The sequence below is a fragment of the Winogradskyella psychrotolerans RS-3 genome (assembly GCF_000427335.1).
GTDB classification, from domain to species: Bacteria; Bacteroidota; Bacteroidia; order Flavobacteriales; family Flavobacteriaceae; genus Winogradskyella; species Winogradskyella psychrotolerans.
On sequence record NZ_ATMR01000007.1, the window covers coordinates 137,125 to 160,940 of the forward strand.

Sequence of the window (23,816 nt, forward strand, 5' to 3'; positions counted from 1 at the left end):
TATTAGGTTAGTAAACCGTTTTAGCTCTATTATCGTCTATATCTGCAGCTTTTTCTAACGCTGTAAACACTTTAGTTTGTACTGTATTTCTGCGTTCAGCATTTAATCTGTTTACAATAGCTCCGTAGTTCTCTAACTTAGTAGCGTCGTTAACTTTAGTTACTTGTACAACATAAACACCTTTTTCACCATCAATTGGTTTAGATGTTGCTCCTTCAGCTAAACCGAACGCTGCACCTACAACTTTAGGCTCAACACCAGCACCTGATAAGGTTGTGTTCTTAATAGTAACTGCTGCCGCTGTTCTAACACTCTGACCTTGATTTTTAGCGACATCAGCTAATGTCGTTGCTGTAATCTTTTCACGAATCATTTTCGCCTTCTTCTCTTTTCTTATTTCTGGTAATGCAGTAATAGAAGCATCTTCTGTACTCATTAATCCTTTTTCTCTCTTCTCTACAACTTTAGCAACGATAAAACCAAAGTTAGATATTGCAAAATTCTTAAAATCACCTGCTTCTGTATCACCATCAAAAGCCCAACGAACGACTTCTCTTTGACTTCCAAGACCTGGAATATTTTCATCTAACGCTGCAAATGTAATAGGTTTTACAGTTAAATCACGCTCTTGAGCTAATGCATTAAAATCACCATCTTTAGCAGCAATTTCAAACTTAGACATTACGTTAAACACATCTTGAAGTGTTTGATCTGAAGGCTCAATTTTACTTGCTATTGTTGCAACTTTCACTGCACTATTAAAACTCTTCTGCTCTAATACTTCAATAATATGGTATCCGAAAGATGTCTGTACAACATCAATATCACCTTCTTTTTTATCAAAAGCAAATGCTTTAAATTCTGGTGCCATTCCTGCTAAATAGTCAAATTCAATTTCACCATCTTGCTCATTACTTACTTTATCAGAAGATAACTCTAATAAATCCATAAATTTAGTACCTGATTTAATTTTCGCAAAAATACTGTCCGCAGTTTTCTTAGCTTCTTCTGGTGTTTTAGTTACAGACGCATCTGCTCTTTGTCCACCTACAAAAGGAACTAATATATGACGCACTTTTACCGAGTCTGGTAATTGTTGAGTTGCAACAATTTTAGACAATTTATAAAACTCACCATCTTTATAAGGTCCGTAGTAACTACCAACACCTAATTTCATCAACGTGTCTTTAGCTACAGCTGGTAATTGTGCTGCTCTTAAAAAAGCATCGTTGTACTTAATAGCTGAATTTGAATTTACAAATTCTTCAACATCAGTAGCAGAATCAAAACCTTGAATCTTTTCAGTATTCTTACTATTCTCGTTATATTCAGTTCTATCCGATTTCAAAGCTAATAAATCTGCTTTTATTTTATCTTCATCCGCTTTAGAAGCTCCCTCTTTAAATTCTACATAAACAACTTCTGTAGTCGCATCCGTTTTGTATGTATCCTCATGCTTCTTCATATAAGCAGTTATTTCACTTTTAGAAACAGCAACCGAACTATCTGCAATAGTTGTATAAGGCACTTGGACATAACTAATATCTACTGTTTTAGAATCACCAAAATAGTCTTCTTCTGCTTCAGAAACTGTTGTACCGATACCAGCTTTAACCATATTATAATAGGTTTGCTGAATTGCGTTTGCAGCAATAGTTTGTTCATTGCTTGTCCAACTTTCATAGTTTACTAAAAAGTTTCCTAAAGGAGCAGTGTCACCATTTAAATCTCTCAAGTTTGCAATAAATGCATTTAAACGATTCACATCAAAGTTTCCATTTACATCTTGAAATTCTGGATATGAAGAAAAACTAGTTTTCAATAAATCTCTCATTTCGTCTTTTTCGACAGACAATCCTAATTCTTCAAATTCTGATTGTAATACAATTCTACGCACTTCTTGGTTGTAAATAGCATTCATAGATTGTGTAGACGTTTGTCTTCCACCTGATCTATCTTGATAGCTTTTTACTTTTTGCTGAAACTCATTTCGGTTGATATCTGTTCCGTTAATAGTAGCAACCACATCTTGTGATCCTCCTGTTAAGGCATCAGAATTTTTGAATAAATCTCCAATTACGAATGAAAATAACGCTAATGCAATTACTAATATTAATACCAGTGAGCGTTGTCTAATTTTATTTAAAACTGCCATAGTCTTTTGTAATGTCTTTAATTTGGTGTAAATAAGTCTGCGAAAATAGTATATTCTACTAAATAATAAAAGGAGAAGCGTAGTTTTTATAAGCGTAAGAAGCTTTATTCAAAATCTCATTAAAATATGCCTAAATAACTTCACTATAATATGAAGATATAACTGTAAGATTCTAATTTTTGAAACGCTCAAAAATGGTTAGTCCACATCTAAAACCTTTAGTATAACTTCATCAATTTTTGTAGAGGATACTTCTGTAATTGTAAACTTGAAATTTTCGATTTGCACATCGTCATTCTCTTGTGGAATACCTTCTGTGGCATGAACGATTAATCCTCCTAAGGTTTCATAATTTTCGCTTTCAGGAAGATTTAACTTATAGGTTTCGTTAATGTAGTCTACTTCTAGTCTTGCTGTAAATTTATAAGTATTGTCATTAAGTTGCTCTTCAACCATCTCAATCACATCATGCTCATCTTCAATTTCACCGAATAATTCTTCAACGATATCCTCAACAGTCATAATTCCAGAGGTACCACCATATTCATCTATTACCACTGCTATACTTCGACGTTTCTTAGTTAAAATATTCAATACGTCTTTTATAAGTATGGTTTCGGGCACAAAAGCAACACGGATAATTATAGATTTAATGGTTTCAGGCTTTTTAAATAGTTCAAAAGAATGAACGTATCCCAAAATATCATCGATACTATCCCTATAAACGATAATTTTAGTTCTACCTGTTTCTATAAAAAGCTGTCTTAAGTTTTCAATAGAATCTAAAATATCTACAGCTGTGATCTCTGTACGTGGCACCATTACCTCACGTGCCTTTACTTCTGAAAACTCTAGAGCATTCTGAAAAATCTGAATTTCACTATCAACATCATCATGATTTTCCACCGACTCCATTTGTTCAGTAATATAATTACCAAGCTCTACTTTAGTCATTGCTAAAACAACATCTTCACCTTCGGCTTTAAATATGTATTTTAAAACAGCATCCGAAATCCAAATAATAAAATCTGAAACCCACGAAAACAAGATGTAGAAGATATACGTTGGAAAGGCTAGCACCTTTAATAAAGTATTAGCGTAAATTTGAAAGAATACTTTAGGTAAAAATTCTGCTGTAATTAAAATTACTAGAGTTGAAATCACCGTTTGAGTTAACAACTGCAAATCGACAAGCATATAAGTTAGTGCCGGACTATCTGAAGGCAACTTGGTCTGAAACCAACTTACCAAAACCTCACCCATTTTAAAACCATAGATAACCAATGCTATATTATTTCCAATAAGCATGGTTGCTATATATTTGGAAGGTTTAGCTGTAAGCTTACCCAAGATTCTCCCTAAAAAATCCCCTTGTTTCTTCTCTAACTCAATATGAATTTTATTGGAAGATACATAAGCGATTTCCATACCAGAGAAAAAGGCTGAAAGTATAAGTGTAGTTATAATAATGACTATGTCGGAAGTCATGAATTATTGGTTATTACGATCTTCAAACTTTTTGCTGAAGCGTTTTCTAAAGAAAAACATAAACGTTGCCAAAGCAGCAAAAACTAATGACATATACGCACCGTCTCTATTTTCGGTCCATTTAGTAATGGCATCGTATACAAACAGTACTGCAAAAATAATATAAGCGTAATGAAAAATCTTCTGTATCTTCATCTGTTAATTAATATAATTATGTGGCAAAGATAGTTAATTATCGAGTTCTATTTCGCCTCCCATTTCTAACATCTGATACCTTTTAAATTCTTTATCAGAATCAAAGCCGACACCGTGTGTGCTATTTGTTAAACTTTTAAAGACAAAGGGCTCATTAGTAAACGCCCACTCTAACTTTTGGTTGTAATACAGTTGCTCTGTAAATAACGTATCTTTTTGGTGGGTTGCTATCTGTACATCTCCACGCAAATCAATAATATCCGTTTCAGAATAGACAATGGCATAATCTGAGGTTATTGTAGTCTTATTTTTTTTATCATCGTAGACATAAAGCACCACACCATCTGGAAACACATTAAACGCAAAATTCCGATTAGAATAATCTAACATTTTCGGACTTAGTAAATTGGCGAGTAACCTAACGGTATCTTCTTTTACCTCAGTATATTTTAAATCTATATTTTCAGCCTCACCAATAGGTTGGTTTTGTAATACACCAACTTTTTGAACTTCGTTAAAGTCATTATCACACGAAAAAAACAAAGTCACAACAATTGCTGTGACTAGGTTTTTTATTATATGTAAAAAATGTTTTCTCATTAATTTTTAGGAACCGTTACCGAACGTCCTATCCAACAACCGATTTGGATAACTTCACCTGCACATGTACAGTTAAAAATATCAGTTTTTGAAGGAGCACTTGCTCTATAGCTAGTTGCTGATTGAGCAGCAGCACTTCTTAAGCGTCCATCTACTCGCCCTGCTTTTTCTGCTTCAAGAGCAGCTAACCAAAACACCGCTCTTTTATTAAAATTAGTATCTCCACAGTTGTTTGCACTACTAGCATACATGCTAGCAATTGATAAATGCGGTGAACCATCTGAAGGGTTAAGTTTTAAAGCTTCCATATAATATTGTCTTGCTTTTCCGTAACTACCTTTAGCTTTAAGTTCTTGCGCTAATTTTTTGTAAAGCTTTGCCTTTTTTAATGGGTCTGTTTCTAATTTAACAGTCTGATCAAAATACTTTTGCTCACCAGTTAATAAGTATAAATAGAATGCTGTATCTGCACTAGGCTCAATACTATTTTTTTGCTGAACTAATTTTAAAAATAAAGGATCTTCTTTACACCCTTTAGCATACATTCTGTTCATTGCACGTTGTAACCACTCACCATTAGATTTGTTTTCTTCAAAATCTTTTTCGTATAATGGTACTAAAACCTCACAAGTTGCTCTTTCACCAACTTTTTGATCCATACTAGACTTCACTTTATCAAAGGCCTCTAGATTGGCTTCATAATTAGCTTTGTACTTTGGTTCATTTTTAGTCAACGCCGTACCAGCTTCTTCTTTCTCTACTAATTTGTTTAGTTTCTCTGTGTAAGATTCCTCGATAGATTCAATCATCTCCATGACATCATCATACTTATCAAACATTTGCTGCGCAGTTTTCTTTTGCACATCATATAAATCTACGGCTAATGAAAAATAAGTATAAAGCCCTATTGAACTATCAAAATTCTCCACATCTTTTTTAAATGCTTCGTCAAACATGTTATAGACTTGTTCGTCTGACAGATTTAACTCTTTTCTGTATTTGTAAGCTAAGTTAGCTTTATCGACTAAAATTTCACCAAGATCGTATCTAGACTCAAAATGCTCTCTACTCTGATCATATAACAACATTAAATCTTTAATGTGTGCTACTTGTTCTGCTCCAGACGAGTTTTCAATTTTATGTTTTAGGATTTTTTCTCCATGTACATAAATCGCTCTATTAAACTTTGGACACTTTTCTCTAACTATTTTCCAAGGACCGTATGCGTCATCATATTTTTTGCTCTTTACATAACTATCAAAAAATTGATAGGTTGTTCATACATTCTTCATCTTGTTGAGCAAACCCTAAATTAACACTCATAAATAGTGCTAAAAAAAGTATTGTAATTCTCGTCTTCATCTTTAGTTATTTTGTTAGTTATACTTCTTTTGTTCAAACCATCGAGAGTTCAAAGATAAACTTACATTTAAATTTATAAAATTCTCTTGAATTAAGTTTTGATTCGTTGTTCCTCGTTTTCCAAACTCTAAGCCTAAATTGGCATTAGAGAACATATTTCGATTCCCAACTGGTAAACCTAAACCAAAAGATATGCCAAACTCCTTTATGGATTCATCTTTTACAACTAAACCTGTATTTGCAAAGTTAAATCCAGCCCTATAAACTACTCGTTTTAAGTACCCTGAGAACGCATTATAGTCCGGAATAAAAAATCCACCTACAGCAATCCTTGAAGAATTTTCGAAAGTAGAATTTTGATTAGGAAAAACAGGATTAGAAAAATCAGCTGAGCTTTGGTAGGTATATTCTGTACCTACAAACCATGATTTTGGATCTCCGACGCCTACACCAAAAGATAATGTTGCCGGTAAAGTTAATTTTGTGCTTTTTTGTCCTCCAAGGTCTGCTTCAATTCTATTAGATGTCGCTGTAGTTTCAAGCGTAGTAGCATCAACAGTAACCGTTGAAAATGTTCTAGTATTATCTGAGTTAAGTTTACTTCCTGGCGCATACGTCGCTGTTGTAGACAACTCTAACTTATCAGTAATCATGGTCTTGTAATTCAAACCAAAATTAACGTTTAAACCACTTAAATCAGATCTATTAAACTCACTTGTCTGGTACTGTACAACATCACCTTCTGGAGTATATTGAATTTCGAGAGCTACATTCTGTATGTTTCCGAAGTTATAGTTAAAATCCATTCCAACACTCAATTTTTCTGTAATTTGATACCCTAAACCAGCAAAAACTCTGTTTAAACCACCTTCACCATTAAAACGATTGACTATAACACTCTCATCATTAACATCGTCTAGTCTATAACCTACCGAAGTATATGGTAATAAACCAAATCCTAATCCAAATTTACCTAAAGGCACTGCTACAGCCAAATAATCAAAAATAGTACTATTGGTATTTGCCTCACCAGAGTCGCTTTTTAATGTAGATTCAGTCATAGTACCTGCAACTGTAAATTTCACTGGTCTACTTTCACCATTGAAATAAGTACCCTTTAAAGGATTGCCTGCGTAAGACGCCGGATTTTTCAAATTAAAATGTATACTATCTAAGTAAACACTCATGCCTCCCATACTACGGTTCTCTACAGTTCCTTTAAACTTTAGACTTCCAATACCGTAAAATGAGTATGGAGAACCTGTCCCTTGTTGTGCAAAAGCTGCAGAACTTATAATTGTAATACATATTACAATAAAACGTTTTATCATTATTTTGAATTATATTCTAGAATGAAATTCAAACCTTCTAAAAGAAAATTTGATTTCGCAAATATGGTATTTTTTAATTGGTTTGACAAAAATTTACTATCTCCACCTGTTAAAATAACTGTTAAATCTGAGTAATTTTCTAGATATTGATTAATTACTCCATCAATTTCATTAATTGCACCATAAACAACACCTGAATGAATTGATGTCTCTGTTGAGTTTCCGATAACATTATTGGGTATCATGGTCTCTAATAACGGAAGATTCGCTGTTAAATTATTTAAAGATAAATAGCGCAATCTTAATCCTGGTGAAATAGCACCTCCTTTATAATGATTTTCTTTTGTAACAAAATCATATGTAATACAGGTACCTGCATCAATAATTAAAACATTTCTATTTGGAAGCTGATTTACCGAAGCACAAACTAAAGCGATACGATCTACACCCAATGTTTTTGGTGTTTGATAATCATTTTTAAATGGAAATTTTAACTCTGATGTTAATTCCATCACATTTAAATCATTTTCTATAAGTTCTACTTGCTCTTTTGACAAGTGACCAACGGATGAAATGATTGCTTTTTTCAACTTTGGAAAGTCTTTTTTTACAATTTTGTACTGCTTTTTAAACTCTTTAAGCTCAAAACTCAATTTATAAATTAAATCTGCGTTAAAAAAAACAGCAAACTTAACATACGTATTCCCCACATCTACAATAAGATTCATAATCAATTTTGTTATTTGCAAATTTATAAAATCAAATTTTATCAAATTCCTTTTGTTAATAATAAAAATGCTTTTATATTTGCACCCGCTTAACAAAGCAATTGGTGCCTTAGCTCAGTTGGTAGAGCAAAGGACTGAAAATCCTTGTGTCCCTGGTTCGATTCCTGGAGGCACCACCACTAACAAGCCTTAAACATTTAGAAATAAATGATTTAAGGCTTTTTTGGTTTTAAAAAATTTTTGAAATACCTCTATCATGTATTTACCGCACCTAAATACTAAGTTTTCTTCTTTTTGCTGTAAACCTTAATTACTGATACCTACTTATCTACTGACATTTATCATAGTTTAAAATATATTTAGTCTCTAATTTTACATTTCAATGTAAAATACAAAGCTATGTTATCCATACTCTTACCTACCGATTTTTCTAAAAATTCTAGAAATGCCATAATGTATGCTTTAGAGTTTTTTAAATATCAAAACGTTAAATTCTATGTGATGCATGCTTACAGAAATGAGTTTTATGACCATGGAGAATTGGTTTCTCGTGATGTTTTTGAAAGTGTATTGAATAAGGTAAAAACAAATTCTCAAAATAATTTAGATAAACTATTAACTGAGTTAAAACAAATTGCACCAAACCCTAGATATACTTACCATAGTATTTCTGCTGACAATACACTTGTAGAAGAAGCAAACACAATAGCTAATGAGCAGAATATCGATTTAATTGTTATGGGTACAAAAGGAAAATCTAATGCTCGTAATATTGTATTTGGAAGTCAGACATTTCAAGTTTTAAAGTATGTACAGTGTCCGGTTTTAGCTATTCCTGAGAACTATAATAATACACAACCTCAGAAAATTTTGTTTCCAACAAATTATCTCATTCCCTATAAACGACGCGAATTAAAACTGTTATCCGTTTTAGCAAAATCATACCGAAGTGAAATCGACGTCATTTACATCAGCACAAGCTCAAAATTATCTATGAGACAAGAGGATAATCAAAAATTTATTAAAGACACCTTATCACCTAACAAAGTAAATTTTATTATTAAAGACAGTAAAAAAATTGCGGATGCCATTACTAATCACATCAAAGACAACACTATAGAAATGATAACCATGATAAACACACAACATTCATTTCTAGAGGATATGCTTTTTCCATCTACCATAGACAAAGTAAGTCTTGGGTTAGACATTCCTCTTCTGGCTTTTCAAAACACGGTCAGAAATTAAAACTTAGTATTCACCCTTAATATAAAAACGTAATTATGCCAAAAAATATTCTTTTACCTACCGATTTTTCGGATAATGCCTTAAGCGCTGCTATATACGCTATAAAATTATACGAAGAAGAACATTGTATATTTCACTTTTTACATTCTTCTAAAATAAATATGTCTTCAATGACTAGTATGTCTAATAAACTATCTCGTGTTTTAGCTGAAAATGCACGAAAGGAATTATCTGATTTAAAAACTAAGGCAGAAAGAGATTATGCTAATGAGAACCATACTTTCGAAGTTATATTAAGCTCTAATGATTTGCATAGTTTAATTGAAGTTATAGTAGAAAAAGAAGATATAGATCTTATTGTTATAGGTACAAAAGGAGAAACTAAGGCTAAAGAAATACTTTTTGGAAGTAACACCGTAAATATTATTAAACAGGTAAAAAACTGTCCTATTTTGGTTATTCCAAATAAATTTGATTTCGTTAAACCTGAGCAAATCGCTTTTCCTACAGATTTTAACCGCGTTTATGGAGATGAATTACTAGCACTAAAACAATTAGCAGATATTAATAACTCTAAGATTAGAATTGTTCATATTAATAATGAAGATGACATTTCTGAAACTCAAAAACAAAATTTAGCTTTATTAGAAATGAGCTTAGAGCATTATGACAATAGTTTACATTGGGTGCCTAATTACGATAGAAAAGCAAAAGCGATTCAAGAGTTTATTGAGGAGTTCAAAATCAATATTTTAGTTATGGTAAATTACAAGCATAGCTTTATAGAAAACATAATCAAAGAACCTGTAATAACCAATATTGGGTTTCATCCTACTGTTCCTTTTTTAGTCATACCTCAAAACTGATATAAATCATTTTTATTAGAGTAGCCGTGCTTTAATTTTGCTTATATACAAAAGATTATGAGACATCACATATTACTTCCAACCGATTTTTCAGATAATTCATGGAGTGCTATACTTTATGCATTAAAACTATACGCTAACGAACCTTGTACGTTTTATTTTTTACATACATGGTCTTTTAAGAATCCAACATCTAGAACCTATATCACTTCAAGTTTTATAGATTTAAACAAAGAAGAAGCAAAAAAGGATCTTGTTGAGTTAAAAGATAAAGCAAAGGCAGAAAGCATAAATCCCGATCACAAATTTAAAACGGTTTATAGTACAGAACCGTTATTGAATACGATTAAAAACACCATTAAAGAATTCAAAATAAACCTAGTCATTATGGGTACTAAAGGTGCCACTGGTGCTAAAGAATTTATTTTTGGTAGTAATACTGTAAATATCATTAACAAAATAAGACTTTGCCCTATTTTAATTATTCCAGATGCTTACGACTTTGTTAAACCAACACAAATCGCTTTCCCTACTGATTTCAATAGGTTTTATGGTGATGAATTGCAACCGTTGTTAGAGTTAACCAAATTACACAATTCTAAAATACAAGTTGTTCATGTCAATGTAAAAGACAATTTAACACAAAAGCAAAGTTATAATTTAGCAATGCTAAAGGCTTATCTTGAAGATCATCCAAGTTCTATTAATTGGAAGCCAAGCTTTGGAACTAAAGAACAAGCCATCATAGATTTTATTGATGAATTTGATATTAATATTCTTACGATGATAAACTATAAACACAGTTTTATTGAAAGTTTTTTAAACGAACCTGTAATTCAGAAAATTGGATTTCATACTATAATCCCATTTCTAGTTATCCCAGAATTTAAATAAATCCTATTTTTTATAATAGTTACTCCTTTAGTTTTTTGGCTCTAACATAAAAAACCCGATTCATGTGAATCGGGTTTCTTTATATTTTAAAATTTCATTTTACTTACTTCCAAAAGCCTTCAATCTCTTCAAGAGACTTTCCTTTAGTTTCTGGTATAAACTTATAGGTTACAAAGACTATGATTAAGATAAATGCTATAAATATGTAATAAGGCAAGGAACCATTCCAAGGTGCACTATTATTCACCTCACTTCCCATTACAACAGGGAATGATTGTGACACTACATAATTAGCAGCCCATTGTGCAGCAACAGCAACAGACATAGCGACACTTCTTATTTTATTTGGAAACATTTCTGATAATAAAACCCATACTACTGGTCCCATTGATAATGCAAACGACGCAATAAAAATCAACACACCAATTAGAGATAACACACCTACATTTTCTTGTTGTAGTGTAACTCCTAAAAGTAAGAATCCAATAATCATTCCAATAGAACCAATATAAAGTAACGGTTTTCTTCCAAATTTATCTACTGTAAACATCGCCACGAATGTGAATACTAAGTTTACAAAAGCCAATAATATTTGTTGGGCAAGTACATCTTCTTTCCCAAAGCCAAGTGCTTTTTCAAAAATATCAGCACCATAATACAACACCGCATTAATACCTGTAAATTGTTGCAATACAGAAAGTACTGTACCAATAGCGATAATAGCTAATATGCCTTTAGAGAAGTAACTCACTTTAGCACCATCGTTAGTTTCATTTAAAGATTTCTGGATATTCACCATTTCTTCAGCAGCTAAATCATCACCATTTATCTTTTGTAAAACAGCTAAAGCTTCTTTTTCTTTTCCTTTTAAAGCCAACCATCTCGGACTTTTAGGTACTATAAACAATAGTATTAAAAATAAAAAACTCGGGATTAACTCTGACCAAAACATACGACGCCAACCGAATTCTATATTCTCTGCCACGGTTAAATCGTTACCAATAAAATAAGTCGCTAAGAATACTACAAAAAAGCCAATTACAATCGCCAATTGATAATAGGTAACCATACGTCCTCTAATATTTGATGGAGCAATTTCTGCGATATACATAGGTGCATTCATCGATGCCACACCGATACCTAATCCACCGATAATTCTAAAAACCACTAACATACTAACTGTTTGAGGGAATAGCTCCGGTAAACCCGATCCATAAGCCGAAACAGTAAAGAATATTGCCGAAATTATTAAAGATTTTTTTCGACCTATTTTAATACTCAGAGGTCCTGCAATAATAGCCCCTACAAAACACCCTAAAAGTGCACTACCAACAACCCAGCCTTTTAAGGCGTCGCTTAAGTCAAAATACTCAGTAAGATAAAATTGCGCTCCATTAATAACACCTGTATCATAACCAAAGAGCAAGCCTCCTAAAGCGGAAACCGCTGCGATTAATAATAAAAAAACACTTTTTTTCATTTTATAAATTTATTTAATATTAGTTAGAGTTTTAGTTTATTTAAGCTTTTATAGCCGCAATGTAATTAAAATTTGCAAATGGTTTGAGGGATACTACATGTATCAATTAACACTTCATATTAAAAAATTATTCTACAAATATGACTTCACTCTTTTCAGAAATACCATTTTCGCTAAACGCTTCTATCGTAAAATAATATGGTGTATCGCGATCTAGAGAACGCATAAAATGTTCATTAGTATCATATACTTGCCAAGACTGATAAAGCTTATCTTCTGCAATTCCCCAGCGGATATTATAGCCTTGAGCTCCTTTTACAGGATTCCAAGAAAATGACGCATCTCTACGATCTTCTTCTCTTTTAACCTCGAATTTGGAAACATTTGCTGGCTTAGCATCTAGTCCTAACCCAAACACTCTAAACTCTGACATCGCAAAGTTTGCTCCAGGTATTTTTATGTTGTTATAACGCACATACTTTGCCTTTACCGCTTCATCTAATACGATATAAGCATTTGGTGTATCCTTTTCACTATTACTTCTGTCGACTACAGTTTGCCATTTTGTACCATCTTCTGAAACCTCAATAGTAAATTGATGTTTCAACCCTTCCACACGTGTGTAAATTCCAGAGTCATGATCATGAAAATTTAGTTGAAAAGCATTGATGTTACCAGGATTTTGCATTTCTATAGTTATCCATTGTTTATCGTCATTAGCTTCTGCTACCCAGAATGTTTTAGGGTTTTCATCGGTTAATATTTCAGATGTTATTTCACCATCCGCATTTTTTTCGAGTGGTAATTCGGTGACTTTTACGTCATCATCATTCGACGTAAATTTCATGATCTGCATTAACGAAGATGATACCGTAACATCTCCTTTATAAGACAACAACATCCAACCATTATGCTGTCCTGCTTTTGTAGGATGACTAGAACCAAAACGCGGATAATCTCCATAAGCCGTATTGGTATACATTAAACCATCGGCATCAAAATAGGTCGGAAACATACACAAACGACGTTCCCATTGCGCATTTGAAGCAAGCGCCATAGTACCAAAATGCCAATATTGTCCATTAGTTTGTTTAACCGTTATTCCGTGACCTGCACCATTTGTAAATCCACCAGGTTTAAAGCTCATCGGATTATTTTTCATATATGTAAAAGGTCCAAGAGGCGTATCGCCAACATAAACCCCATCGGCATATACATTAAACTGTGTACCAGGCGCTGCGTATTGTAAATAATATTTTCCGTTGTGTTTGGTCATGGAAGCCCCTTCCATATAACCCTCTTTTAAAGTAGGATGAAAGTTATTTTCCCCAAAACGTTCCCATCCATGCTCTTCTTCAACCAGGTTAAATAATTCTTTCTGAACTCCTGTTTCTAAAAAACGATCGTCTTTATCTAACATTTTTACACGAAGTGGATTCACATTAGAAGACCCCCAATATAGATAGGTCTTACCATCATCATCAATGAACAATTCCGAATCCTGAATATCAGTCGATATAGACGCTGTTGGTTCCCATTTTCCACTTTTTGGATCGTCGGTATAAAGAATACTTCCGTAACCCGCAGGATTACCAGCAAAGTACACTAACGAATCTTTGTAATTAAAAGCTGTCGGTGCATTACTGCCTTCAAAAAACCACTGTTGCGGCTTAATAAAATTCCAATTAACCAAATCGGTAGAATGCCAATATCCAAACGACCGCGTTACAAACATGTAGTATTCGCCTTTGAATTCTATAACAGCAGGATCTGCCCCAGAACGGTACGATTTATTTTGGCTAGAATTATAAACCATATAGGTGTAATCTATATCTAATGGATTAATATAGGTGTCGAGCCCTTTTATAAGTTCTGCTTTTTCCTTGGCATTAGAAAGTTGTTCTGAACGCTGACTCTTGTCGTTGTTACACGAAAAAAGAAGTGCTATAGTGATTAGAAAAAGTATGTTTTTCATGATTATTTAGTTCTTATAATTTTAGTTTGAATAACTTGTTTATTAAGCATAGTTTGCTCAAAAAAGCGGAAGACCTTCTCTAAATCTTCAAAAGGAATTCGGGCAATCTCATGACCACCACCTTTAACGATATTAAAGGAATATGCAGTATCAAATTTTTCGAGTTGATTCGCTATAATTTCAGAACCATCTAACATAATATAACCATCTTTCTTTGGGTTACAATAATGATGTGATGCATTAGCAAACGGCACTAATCGATCTTCTGTTCCGTGATATAATACTGTTGGAACGGCATTTTCTTTTGTAATATATCTCGCATCAACCACAGCACCTGCACAAGAAAACACTCCTGCAAATGACACACTAATATAAGCGTTTTTGTCCGTTACAAAATAATCCTTCATATACACGGCATTTAGTATGCCTTCTGCCCCTGCACTACTGCCTCCTGCTATAATTTTAGTAGGATCAATTTGAAGCATCTGAGCACGTTCAACCAAAAATTTTGCGGCATCTAAATAATCGATTGCAGCTTGTTTGAAGGTTTCCATTTTCTCATCTTTAGTGCAATCGCATCCAAAGCCAGTAGTTTTATTTTTTCTAAGCAAACGGTAATCGATAGAAACACCTATATAATTTTGTTTTTCAGCTGCATATTTTACCAAATTGGTGTCATCTGGATACGCACGATGACTGCCCGAAAACCCACCTCCATGCATCCAAAGAAGTACAGGAAGTGAATCTGACTTTTTAATGTTTTTCGGAGTGAATACATCCATTCGTAAGGTATCTTTTCCCTTAATAGAATAGATATAGGTTTCCTTTTTTTGAGCAGAAAGACTAAACGTAATTAGTGTTACGAGTGTGATTAGTATAGTTTTCATTTCGTTTATTTTCTCAATTAAAATTCCACTTAGTACTCTATCAATTTTAAATGAATTTGGAGTAATTGTTAATCCTGTATTATTTTTAATATGCCTTTAAGCAGTTTGTTCAACTCTGTATTTATCATCATCTGCTTTTGCCATATTCCAATGCCTTACACTCTTTTACCTCCTTAAAAATCACGCACTAGATTAAGGTGTTATATTTCAACATTACTACTGCATAAAAAAAGCTACACCTAACAATGTATTAAAGACTAAAACTTTATATGTTGTTCTATGTAGCATAATTTGATTATTAATCTATTAAGTTAAAATTAAAGACCTTACATATTTAAGTTGCTCTTTAAAAACTTCAGTTTTTAAACCGCTGTAATTTTTTATTGCCGTTATTGTAATTGAAAGCTATGTTTAAATTTAAAATCAGAACTTGGTGTAATGGCAATCTCAAAATCACCAGTCTCCACTCCATATATCATTTCACTGTTATAAAACTTTAGGTCTTCTACTGAAATCGTAAAAGTGACTGTTTTCTTTTCTCCTTTTTTTAGAAATATTTTTTGAAAGCCTTTCAATTCTTTAACTGGTCGTGTGACGCTTCCTACTTTATCGTGAATGTAAAGTTGAGCGATTTCATGGCCGTCAGAATTCCCTGTGTTTGTAATCATAATACTCGCTTCAATTGTATTTGAAAATGTGAGGTTTTCTGAAGACAATTTGAAATGCGAATATTTAAATTCCGTATAGCTTAAACCATGACCAAAGACAAACAAAGGCGTATTTGGCACATCGATATAGTTACTTTTATAATCCTCTTTAGGATTGCTTTCAGGAATCGGACGTCCTGTATTTTTCATATTGTAATAAATTGGTACCTGACCCACATTTCTTGGAAATGTAACCGTCAATTTCCCTGAAGGATTAACCGTTCCGAACAATAAATCTGCAGTTGCAGCTCCACCCATCGTTCCTGGAAACCAAACTTCTAAAATAGCATCCACCAAGTTTACCTCATCAGAAAGATTTAGAGGACGACCATTCATTAAAACCAAAGTGATTTTTTTATTAGGATTCGCTTCTCGTATTTTTTTAATCAATTCTGGCTGAATCCCTGGGATTTTCAAGTCCGTTCTAGATGCTGCTTCTCCACTCATGTGATGATCTTCACCCATGACCAAAACGATTTCGTCAGCTTCTTTAGATATTGAAATCGCTTCTTTAAAACCAGAGTCGTCATCTTTTAAAATGTCACAACCTTTGGCGTATAAAATCTGATTAGAATTTAGATATTCTGAAATACCTTCGAACACACTAACTGCTTTTCCTCCACGATCACCTTGTGCCGCCCAATTGCCAATGATATCAGATTCATCTTTTACTAAAGGTCCTATAAACGCAATCTTTTTTATGTTTTTTGAAAGTGGCAAAGCATTATTCTTATTTTGCAGTAACACCGATGATGCTGCGGCAATTTCTCTCGCTTTAGTTAAAAATTCTGGTTTGTATGCTGTAGTCGCTTCACGCTCTTCATCGATATAATGATAAGGATCATCAAATAAGCCTAACTTAAATTTAGCTAATAAGATTCGTTTACAAGCGTCGTTTATATAAGCTTCAGGCACTTTGTTTTCCTCTACTAATTTTTGAAGATGTAAACGGTAAACATGGCCCATCATATCCATTTCTACACCAGCATTCATGCCTATTCTAGCCGCATCGATACTATCTTTAGCAAAGCCATGCTGAATCATTTCGTTAATAGATGTGTAATCTGAAACGACGAAGCCATCATATTTCCATTCATCACGAAGAATATCTCGTAAGGTGAACTTATTTCCAGATGTTGGCACACCATTCAATTCATTAAAAGCCGACATAAAGGTTTCTACACCTGCATCAACAGCAGCTTTAAAAGGTGGTAAATACACATTTCTAAGTTCTCCTTCCCCCATATTGGTGGTATGATAATCTCTTCCGGCTTGTGCAGCACCATAAGCAACATAATGTTTAGCACAAGCTAAAATGGTATTAGGTTGTGATAAATCGTCTCCTTGAAATCCATGAATGTAAGCTTTACCCATTTCATTATTCAGGTAGACATCTTCACCAGCACCTTCAGAAATGCGTCCCCAACGTGGTTCTCTAGACACATCAATCATAGGAGCAAACGTCCAATGAATACCTTCGGCTGAGGCTTCTTCCGCTGCAATTCTTGAACTTTCTTCTACCATTTTAAGATCCCAACTTGCCGATAAGCCTAAATTAATTGGGAAGATAGTACGATGCCCATGAATGACATCATAGCCAAACAATAACGGAATTCCCAAACGGGTTTCCTCTACTGCAATTTTCTGTAAGTCGCGCGTGCCTTTTACAGACATAGCATTAAGCATGGCGCCCATATTACCTTCGCGAATATATTTGCCATTATCAGCTCCAACAAACGGCCCTGTTTGATCCCAATGACCACCATACATAACCGTTTGTCCTATCTTTTCTTGAAGTGTCATTAATTGCATTAACGAATCTACTTTAGCTTCATAGTTTTGAGAAAAACTCTGATTGAAAAGGCAAATAAGTGCGATATATAGAAATCTTAATTTCATGCTCGATTTACTTTATTAGTTCAAATTCTTTCATCATTTTAGTATTAGAATCTGTACCCACAAACACATGGAATTTTCCTGGTTCTGCTACAAAATCTAAATCTGAATTATAGAATTTTAAGTCTTCAACTGTTATTTTGAAGCTTACTGTTTTTGTGTCTCCTTTTTTAATTTCAACTTTCTGAAAACCTTTTAATTCTTTTAAAGGTCTCGTTACAGAACCTACAACATCTCTAATGTAGAGTTGCACCACTTCTTTACCGTCGTAGTCACCAGAGTTAGTCACATCTACAGAAACCTCTACAGTACCATCCATATTAATTGAAGTTGTATTGGTCTTAAAATTTGAATAATCGAATGTCGTATAGCTTAATCCATAACCAAAAGCATATAATGGCTCGTTGCGTTCATCGATGTAATTACTTCTGAATTTTTCAAATTTACCTTCTTCATTCATTAAAGGTCTTCCTGTATTTTTATGATTGTAAAAAATTGGAATTTGACCAACACTTCTTGGGAAGGTTGCCGTTAATTTTCCTGAAGGATTTACATCACCAAATAACACATCTGAAATAGCTAAACCAGCTTCACTTCCAGGGAACCAAACATTAAGAATCGCAGGTACATTTTCATGTTCTTCTACCAATTCTAAAGGTCGTCCTGTAAACAATACTAAAACGACAGGTTTTCCTGTTTTAAGTAAGGCATTTAATAAATCTTTTTGAACTTGAGGAATTCCTATTTCTGTTCTACTACTGCTTTCTCCACTAAATTCAGCAGACTCACCAATAGCAGCAACAATAACGTCAGCTTTATTAGCGATACTTAAGGCTTCATCTAATAATTGTTTATCTGTTCTACCATCTCTTGGAATGGTTTTACCGAACATGGTTGCTTTTTGTTCTAGTTCTAAATCGTAATCTAGATTACTTCCTTTAGCATATAAAACATTAGCCTTGTCGCCAACAACCGTTTTTAAACCTGCTAAAAACGGATTTGATTTTTCTTGGTTTGTCGCCACACTCCAAGTACCAGCCATATTTACGGCATTATTTCCTAGTGGCCCGATTAAAGCAATAGTACCTTCTTTTTTTAATGGCAATAGATTGTTTTCATTTTTAAGTAATACTGTAGACTCTGCTCCCACTTTTCTAGCAAAAGCTCTGTTTTCGTCTGTAAACACTTCGTTTTTTGCTCTGTCGCTATCCAAATATCTGTAAGGATCATCAAATAAACCTAATTGATATTTTGCAGTTAACATACGTTTTACGGCGATGTCTATGTCTTCAATCTTAACCATGCCTTTATCTAAAGCACCCTTTAAAGATTTTACAAAAGCAGCTGTTACAATTGGCGAATCACCTGCCATATCCATATCAATTCCTGCATTTAAAGATTGAGCCACCACTTCTTCTTCATTACCTACTCCATGTGCCATCATTTCATAGATTCCGGTATAATCGGTAACTACAAAACCATCAAAACCCCAATCATCTCTTAATAAATCTGTAAGCAACCATTTGTTTCCTGTTGCTGGTATACCATCAATTTCATTAAACGAAGCCATTACAGAACCTACACCTGCATCAATAGCAGCTTTGTAAGGCTCTAAATATTCATTATACATTCTGATTTTACTCATATCAACCGTGTTGTAATCACGACCAGCTTCTGAAGCTCCATATAAAGCAAAATGTTTTACACATGCCATCAACGTATTATTCTCACTTAAGTCATCTTGTTGATACCCTCTCACCATCGCTTCTGCAATACGGCTTCCTAAATATGGGTCTTCACCATTTCCTTCAGAAACGCGTCCCCATCGTGGATCGCGAGAAATATCTACCATCGGAGAGAACGTCCAGTTAATACCATCCGCACTCGCTTCGGTCGCCGCCATACGTGCTGTTTTTTCTATAAGTTCCATATCCCAAGTAGACGATAAACCTAAAGGAATTGGGAATGTTGTTTCGTAACCATGAATAACATCCATTCCGAAAAGTAATGGAATCTTTAAGCGGCTTTCTTCAACAGCAATCTTTTGAACTGCTCTAATTTTTTCAACCGATTTGATATTGAACATACCTCCTACTAAACCGTCTTGGATTTTTTTACCTACATCAGAGCTCGTACCCAGACCCGTTGTAATATCTCCGGAAACAGGAAGATTAAGTTGTCCTATTTTTTCATCTAAAGTCATAAGACCCAAAATAGAATCGACTTGAGCTTCAAATGGATTATTATTTGCAGAAGCTGTTTTAGTTGCCGTCGAATTTGAATCGCAACTCGTTAACGTGAATGCTATTATAGAAAATGCAGTTAGTTTAAGGAAAATTTGTTTTGTCATTGTGTTATTTTATTTTTGAAAAAAGCCATGTTAATAATTCAGGTTCTGCAAAAGCTGGATCCCAGCTGTTATGGTTTGCAAAATCGTATAAAGTCAATTTAGGAAAGCCACCTGCACTTATTATTGCAGAAGCCATATTTAAAGATAATTTAGGATCCACCACATCATCTTTTGCTCCGTGTAGTATCCATAAAGGAATTGTCTTAGCATATTCCGTTACTGAAGCTGGATCACCACCTCCACAGATTGGAATAGCTGCTGCAAACATTTCAGATTTGCGGTAGATAATTTCGAAAGTTCCCATGCCTCCCATCGATAATCCCATAGCATAAACCTGATCTATTTTTACGTAAGGTTTGGCAACCATCTCGTCCATTAAATCCATCACTAATGCCATCGCAGTAGTTGGTGCCTCATTATATTTATACTTGAATGTGATTGGTTTTGTTGAACGATCTGCTTCTAATTTAGACCAATAATCATTTCGGGGACATTGAGGAAAAATCACAATTGCAGGAAACGAATCTCTTATCGTTTCCTTCAAAAACAAGGTGCTACCATGAGCGAGTTGCTTTTTATTATCATTTCCACGTTCACCAGCTCCATGAAGCATTAGGACTAATGGATAGGTTTTAGATTCATCAAAATCCTTAGGTAAAAGCATTCTATAATTAAGCGTGTCTCCATCTACAATATGATTTTCATATGAAAATAATTCTTTTGAAGATTCATTTTGCTGCGCATTTACAGCACCTGAACTAAAGACCATAACACTAAATATTAAGGTTAATAATTGATATTTCATATTCAGTTATTTTTATTATTTAATAGTTAAAGCCTAAAGCATCCAAGCCGTTGTGAATATCTTCATTGTGCATAAAAAGATTCCATAGTAAACCTGATCTATAATTTTCAATCATAATAATTTCTGGTCCTTGGTCTATGGCTAAATAACGTTCGGTTACCCAATCGTTATAATGTGGACTAAAGGCATCATAAAAACCTGCAGGCCCCATTAAAATGTCCTTTTTACTATAGAAATAATGCATTGCTGCTAATGATTTCTCTGGAGTATATGGAATAGAACTAATGGCTGCCGTTGGAGAAATAACACCTAAATCATTTTCGGGACTATGTGCTGAGTAGCCTGTGGAACCATCTGAATTTCGACTATAACTTGCTGTTAAACCCCAACAATCTTCACCATAACCTGCGAAATTATTAGGATTGATAACACTGTGTTGATAATTGATATTTGTATGGTTTACATTTAGATCCCAGTAATTAGCATACTGATCTGAAAGGTTAGTAGGGTTTAAGCCTAAGAACGAATAGTGCGCCCAAAACAATGGACCAGTACCAAAACCTGCGTGATCTAATACTAATGGAATACCATATTGACTTGTAGAGGTTACAATATTTCCATTACCAGCCCAACCTTGATGGTACACTTCTGCCGGAATAGGGAAGTCCGGCGAAGCTGCACCTAAGATAAACGCTATTAGCGTTTCATTATAACCTTTGAGTTCTAAGTTTATTGAAAAGCCATTATTAGGACTCCAATGCCAATACAATGCATTTTGATTTTGCGTGTACCAATTCCATTCTATGCCTTTCCATAATTCATCTGCCTGAGTCGCTAAAGCCGCTTCATCGGTAGAGCCATTTTTAAAATATTCTTTAACACAAATAAGACCTTGAGCTAAGAGAGCAGTTTCAACTAAATCTCCACCATTATCTTCTGTACTAAATGCAATTGCGTTTCCGTTAGTTCCATTGACCCAATGTGACCAAGCTCCATGAAAACGATCTGCGCCTTCAAAAAAGTCTACAATTTGACTTAATCTATTAAAGCCTTCAGCTCTTGAAATATAACCACGTTCTATGCCTACCAAAATGGCCATTAATCCAAATCCGCTTCCGCCAGTAGTTACTATATTTTCACTATTTGTAGGATCATTAGGATGGTAGCGTTCTCTTGCCGCACCTGAGTTAGCATCAGCATAATCCCAAAAATATTTAAAGGTTGTTTCTTGTGTTAAATCCATTAATTCTTCATCCGTCAACGTTTCTACAACAGGATCATCATCGTTTGGATTATAAGGCTCTTGGTAACCAGGACCATCATCCGAACCACAACTAAAACACATTAAGCCGATTAATACTAAACTGAAAATTCTCATCTTAATCAATCTTTATATAATTAAAACCAAGCTTATCCAAACCTGATTGTACATCTTTATTTTTCATAAATAAGTTCCATAATAAACCTGTTCTATAATTCTCTATCATTACAGGAATAGGGCCTTGGTCGATAGCTAAATATCGTGGTGTAGACCACTTATGTTCAAAACTGAAAGCATCATATGGCCCATATTTACCAACCAAGCTATCGTGGTTTTTATAAATATTTTCTAATACATTCATACTCTCTTGTGGAGTATATGGAAATGATGATAATGCAGCAGTTGGAGACACTACGCCGATATCATTTTCTGGACTGTGACCAAAATAGCCTTTAACCGAATAACTCGATGTAAATCCCCAAAGACTATCTCCATAACCTTTAAAATTCTTTGGATTATCTACAGCGTATTTATAATGGATTTTAGCATGATTTTGGGTTAATTTCCAATAATCTGCATACTGATCAGACAAGCCTTTTGGATTTAAACCTAAATAAGAATAATGGGCCCAAAACAGTGGCCCGGTTAAATAATCATTGTGTTCATAATAGTTTAACACCACCTCTTCATCGTAGAAGGTTTTATCAGAAACAATAGCTCCATTTTTAGCCCAACCTTTTTCATAAACCGATTTAGTAATAGCATGTGTTGGTGAGGCTGCAGCTAATACATACATTATTAAGCATTCGTTATAACCGCCTACAGGGAAATTCATATCCCAACCATATTTTGGAGACCAATGCCAATACAATACGTCTTCTCCGTTTTTAGTATACCAATCCCATTCTACACTTCTCCACAATTCATCGATCTTAGAAACCAGTTGCTTTTCTTTTTCTGTGTTACCATCAAAATATTCTGCAACGGTTAATAAACCTTGAACTAGAAATGCGGTTTCTACTAAATCTCCTCCATCATCTTTTTTACCAAAGGGATGTACTTTTCCTGTTTCTCCATTTATCCAATGTGGCCATGCCCCATGAAATCGATCTGCATTTTCAAGAAAATTGACGATTTTAAGATATCTATCTAAGGCTTCTACTTTATTAATATATCCTCTTTCTATACCAACTAAGATTGCCATTAAACCAAAACCACTTCCACCTGTTGTTACCGTATTTTTTGGAGAATCAGGATAGACATCATCCATATGTAAACGCTCTCTAGCTAAACCAGAATTTGGCTCAGCACCTTCCCAAAAGTAATTGATGGTTTGTTTTTGGATGGTATCTAGAAGACCATTGTTACGTAAATCCATTACAAGGCTCGTCTCATTTTGGTTCACTTCTAGATTACTTACATCGTCCTTTTTATCATTGGATTTACACCCAACAACAAGACACAATAAACAACCAATGACCAGTGTTTTATATAAGTTCATCATTTAAAAATTAAGTAAGAATATAGCGGCATCTTAGAAAATAAAATGCCGCTTAAAATAAATAAGTGATAATTAAAAAATTATTAG

At 33.9% G+C, this 23,816-nt stretch carries 18 protein-coding genes and 1 tRNA gene; 4 read left to right on the top strand and 15 right to left on the bottom strand.

From position 1 onward, the window contains the following. Nucleotides 1-7 precede the first annotated feature (7 nt). The 7 genes from ADIWIN_RS00950 to ADIWIN_RS00980 form a co-directional block, all read right to left on the bottom strand. A complete protein-coding gene (locus tag ADIWIN_RS00950; RefSeq protein ID WP_020895798.1) occupies nucleotides 8-2,155 on the bottom strand; it encodes a SurA N-terminal domain-containing protein in 2,148 nt (715 codons plus the stop codon). Between the two features lie 198 nt (nucleotides 2,156-2,353). Further along, nucleotides 2,354-3,643: a hemolysin family protein gene (locus tag ADIWIN_RS00955; RefSeq protein ID WP_020895799.1), complete on the bottom strand. Its 1,290-nt coding sequence runs from the start codon at nucleotides 3,641-3,643 to the stop codon at nucleotides 2,354-2,356. A gap of 3 nt (nucleotides 3,644-3,646) precedes the next feature. Further along, a complete protein-coding gene (locus ADIWIN_RS00960) occupies nucleotides 3,647-3,838 on the bottom strand; it encodes a hypothetical protein (RefSeq protein ID WP_020895800.1) in 192 nt (63 codons plus the stop codon). Between the two features lie 33 nt (nucleotides 3,839-3,871). Then, on the bottom strand, nucleotides 3,872-4,438 hold the full coding sequence (gene lptC, locus ADIWIN_RS00965) for an LPS export ABC transporter periplasmic protein LptC (protein WP_020895801.1): 567 nt from the start codon (nucleotides 4,436-4,438) through the stop codon (nucleotides 3,872-3,874). Further along, complete coding sequence (locus tag ADIWIN_RS00970; RefSeq protein ID WP_020895802.1) at nucleotides 4,438-5,526, bottom strand: hypothetical protein; 1,089 nt, start codon at nucleotides 5,524-5,526, stop codon at nucleotides 4,438-4,440. The genes lptC and ADIWIN_RS00970 overlap by 1 nt, the downstream gene beginning before the upstream one ends. A gap of 288 nt (nucleotides 5,527-5,814) precedes the next feature. Then, nucleotides 5,815-7,131: a BamG family beta-barrel-assembly machinery protein gene (gene bamG, locus ADIWIN_RS00975; protein ID WP_020895803.1), complete on the bottom strand. Its 1,317-nt coding sequence runs from the start codon at nucleotides 7,129-7,131 to the stop codon at nucleotides 5,815-5,817. Beyond that, nucleotides 7,131-7,859: a type III pantothenate kinase gene (locus ADIWIN_RS00980; protein WP_020895804.1), complete on the bottom strand. Its 729-nt coding sequence runs from the start codon at nucleotides 7,857-7,859 to the stop codon at nucleotides 7,131-7,133. The genes bamG and ADIWIN_RS00980 overlap by 1 nt, the downstream gene beginning before the upstream one ends. A gap of 103 nt (nucleotides 7,860-7,962) precedes the next feature. On the opposite strand from ADIWIN_RS00980, the gene ADIWIN_RS00985 reads away from it, so the two are divergent. The 4 genes from ADIWIN_RS00985 (at nucleotide 7,963) to ADIWIN_RS01000 (ending at nucleotide 10,867) form a co-directional block, all read left to right on the top strand. Next, nucleotides 7,963-8,038, top strand: a tRNA-Phe gene (locus ADIWIN_RS00985). Between the two features lie 220 nt (nucleotides 8,039-8,258). After that, the gene (locus ADIWIN_RS00990) at nucleotides 8,259-9,107 is read left to right on the top strand and encodes a universal stress protein (protein WP_020895805.1); all 849 of its coding nucleotides are present in this window, start codon (nucleotides 8,259-8,261) and stop codon (nucleotides 9,105-9,107) included. Between the two features lie 35 nt (nucleotides 9,108-9,142). Continuing rightward, nucleotides 9,143-9,973, top strand: a complete 831-nt coding sequence (locus ADIWIN_RS00995) for a universal stress protein (protein WP_020895806.1) — start codon at nucleotides 9,143-9,145, stop codon at nucleotides 9,971-9,973. Between the two features lie 57 nt (nucleotides 9,974-10,030). Further along, nucleotides 10,031-10,867: a universal stress protein gene (locus ADIWIN_RS01000; RefSeq protein WP_020895807.1), complete on the top strand. Its 837-nt coding sequence runs from the start codon at nucleotides 10,031-10,033 to the stop codon at nucleotides 10,865-10,867. A gap of 103 nt (nucleotides 10,868-10,970) precedes the next feature. On the opposite strand, the gene ADIWIN_RS01005 is transcribed toward ADIWIN_RS01000, so the two are convergent. The 8 genes from ADIWIN_RS01005 to ADIWIN_RS01040 all read right to left on the bottom strand — a co-directional run bounded on the left by ADIWIN_RS01005 (nucleotide 10,971) and on the right by ADIWIN_RS01040 (nucleotide 23,732). After that, nucleotides 10,971-12,347: a sugar porter family MFS transporter gene (locus tag ADIWIN_RS01005; protein WP_020895808.1), complete on the bottom strand. Its 1,377-nt coding sequence runs from the start codon at nucleotides 12,345-12,347 to the stop codon at nucleotides 10,971-10,973. Nucleotides 12,348-12,474: 127 nt separating this feature from the next. After that, a complete protein-coding gene (locus ADIWIN_RS01010; RefSeq protein ID WP_020895809.1) occupies nucleotides 12,475-14,322 on the bottom strand; it encodes a family 43 glycosylhydrolase in 1,848 nt (615 codons plus the stop codon). Between the two features lie 2 nt (nucleotides 14,323-14,324). Next, on the bottom strand, nucleotides 14,325-15,209 hold the full coding sequence (locus ADIWIN_RS01015) for an alpha/beta hydrolase (RefSeq protein ID WP_020895810.1): 885 nt from the start codon (nucleotides 15,207-15,209) through the stop codon (nucleotides 14,325-14,327). Between the two features lie 389 nt (nucleotides 15,210-15,598). Then, entirely contained in the window at nucleotides 15,599-17,815 is a 2,217-nt protein-coding gene (locus ADIWIN_RS01020; protein ID WP_020895811.1) for a glycoside hydrolase family 3 N-terminal domain-containing protein, read from the bottom strand. Between the two features lie 7 nt (nucleotides 17,816-17,822). Continuing rightward, the gene (gene bglX / locus ADIWIN_RS01025; RefSeq protein ID WP_020895812.1) at nucleotides 17,823-20,162 is read right to left on the bottom strand and encodes a beta-glucosidase BglX; all 2,340 of its coding nucleotides are present in this window, start codon (nucleotides 20,160-20,162) and stop codon (nucleotides 17,823-17,825) included. Between the two features lie 4 nt (nucleotides 20,163-20,166). Beyond that, nucleotides 20,167-20,967 carry a carboxylesterase family protein gene (locus ADIWIN_RS01030; RefSeq protein WP_020895813.1) on the bottom strand — a complete coding sequence of 267 codons (801 nt, stop codon included), beginning with the start codon at nucleotides 20,965-20,967 and terminating at the stop codon, nucleotides 20,167-20,169. Between the two features lie 19 nt (nucleotides 20,968-20,986). Further along, nucleotides 20,987-22,345, bottom strand: coding sequence for a glucoamylase family protein (locus ADIWIN_RS01035; RefSeq protein WP_020895814.1), 1,359 nt, complete (start codon nucleotides 22,343-22,345; stop codon nucleotides 20,987-20,989). A gap of 1 nt (nucleotide 22,346) precedes the next feature. Then, on the bottom strand, nucleotides 22,347-23,732 hold the full coding sequence (locus ADIWIN_RS01040) for a glucoamylase family protein (protein WP_081669510.1): 1,386 nt from the start codon (nucleotides 23,730-23,732) through the stop codon (nucleotides 22,347-22,349). Nucleotides 23,733-23,816: the final 84 nt, after the last annotated feature.

Excerpts from the sequence above, each read along its gene's own strand:
- ADIWIN_RS00950 (WP_020895798.1), bottom strand. The coding sequence starts at position 2,155 with ATGGCAGTTTTAAATAAAATTAGACAACGCTCACTGGTATTAATATTA.
- ADIWIN_RS00955 (WP_020895799.1), bottom strand. The coding sequence starts at position 3,643 with ATGACTTCCGACATAGTCATTATTATAACTACACTTATACTTTCAGCC.
- ADIWIN_RS00960 (WP_020895800.1), bottom strand. The coding sequence starts at position 3,838 with ATGAAGATACAGAAGATTTTTCATTACGCTTATATTATTTTTGCAGTA.
- lptC (WP_020895801.1), bottom strand. The coding sequence starts at position 4,438 with ATGAGAAAACATTTTTTACATATAATAAAAAACCTAGTCACAGCAATT.
- ADIWIN_RS00970 (WP_020895802.1), bottom strand. The coding sequence starts at position 5,526 with ATGTTGTTATATGATCAGAGTAGAGAGCATTTTGAGTCTAGATACGAT.
- bamG (WP_020895803.1), bottom strand. The coding sequence starts at position 7,131 with ATGATAAAACGTTTTATTGTAATATGTATTACAATTATAAGTTCTGCA.
- ADIWIN_RS00980 (WP_020895804.1), bottom strand. The coding sequence starts at position 7,859 with ATGAATCTTATTGTAGATGTGGGGAATACGTATGTTAAGTTTGCTGTT.
- ADIWIN_RS00990 (WP_020895805.1), top strand. The coding sequence starts at position 8,259 with ATGTTATCCATACTCTTACCTACCGATTTTTCTAAAAATTCTAGAAAT.
- ADIWIN_RS00995 (WP_020895806.1), top strand. The coding sequence starts at position 9,143 with ATGCCAAAAAATATTCTTTTACCTACCGATTTTTCGGATAATGCCTTA.
- ADIWIN_RS01000 (WP_020895807.1), top strand. The coding sequence starts at position 10,031 with ATGAGACATCACATATTACTTCCAACCGATTTTTCAGATAATTCATGG.
- ADIWIN_RS01005 (WP_020895808.1), bottom strand. The coding sequence starts at position 12,347 with ATGAAAAAAAGTGTTTTTTTATTATTAATCGCAGCGGTTTCCGCTTTA.
- ADIWIN_RS01010 (WP_020895809.1), bottom strand. The coding sequence starts at position 14,322 with ATGAAAAACATACTTTTTCTAATCACTATAGCACTTCTTTTTTCGTGT.
- ADIWIN_RS01015 (WP_020895810.1), bottom strand. The coding sequence starts at position 15,209 with ATGAAAACTATACTAATCACACTCGTAACACTAATTACGTTTAGTCTT.
- ADIWIN_RS01020 (WP_020895811.1), bottom strand. The coding sequence starts at position 17,815 with ATGAAATTAAGATTTCTATATATCGCACTTATTTGCCTTTTCAATCAG.
- bglX (WP_020895812.1), bottom strand. The coding sequence starts at position 20,162 with ATGACAAAACAAATTTTCCTTAAACTAACTGCATTTTCTATAATAGCA.
- ADIWIN_RS01030 (WP_020895813.1), bottom strand. The coding sequence starts at position 20,967 with ATGAAATATCAATTATTAACCTTAATATTTAGTGTTATGGTCTTTAGT.
- ADIWIN_RS01035 (WP_020895814.1), bottom strand. The coding sequence starts at position 22,345 with ATGAGAATTTTCAGTTTAGTATTAATCGGCTTAATGTGTTTTAGTTGT.
- ADIWIN_RS01040 (WP_081669510.1), bottom strand. The coding sequence starts at position 23,732 with ATGATGAACTTATATAAAACACTGGTCATTGGTTGTTTATTGTGTCTT.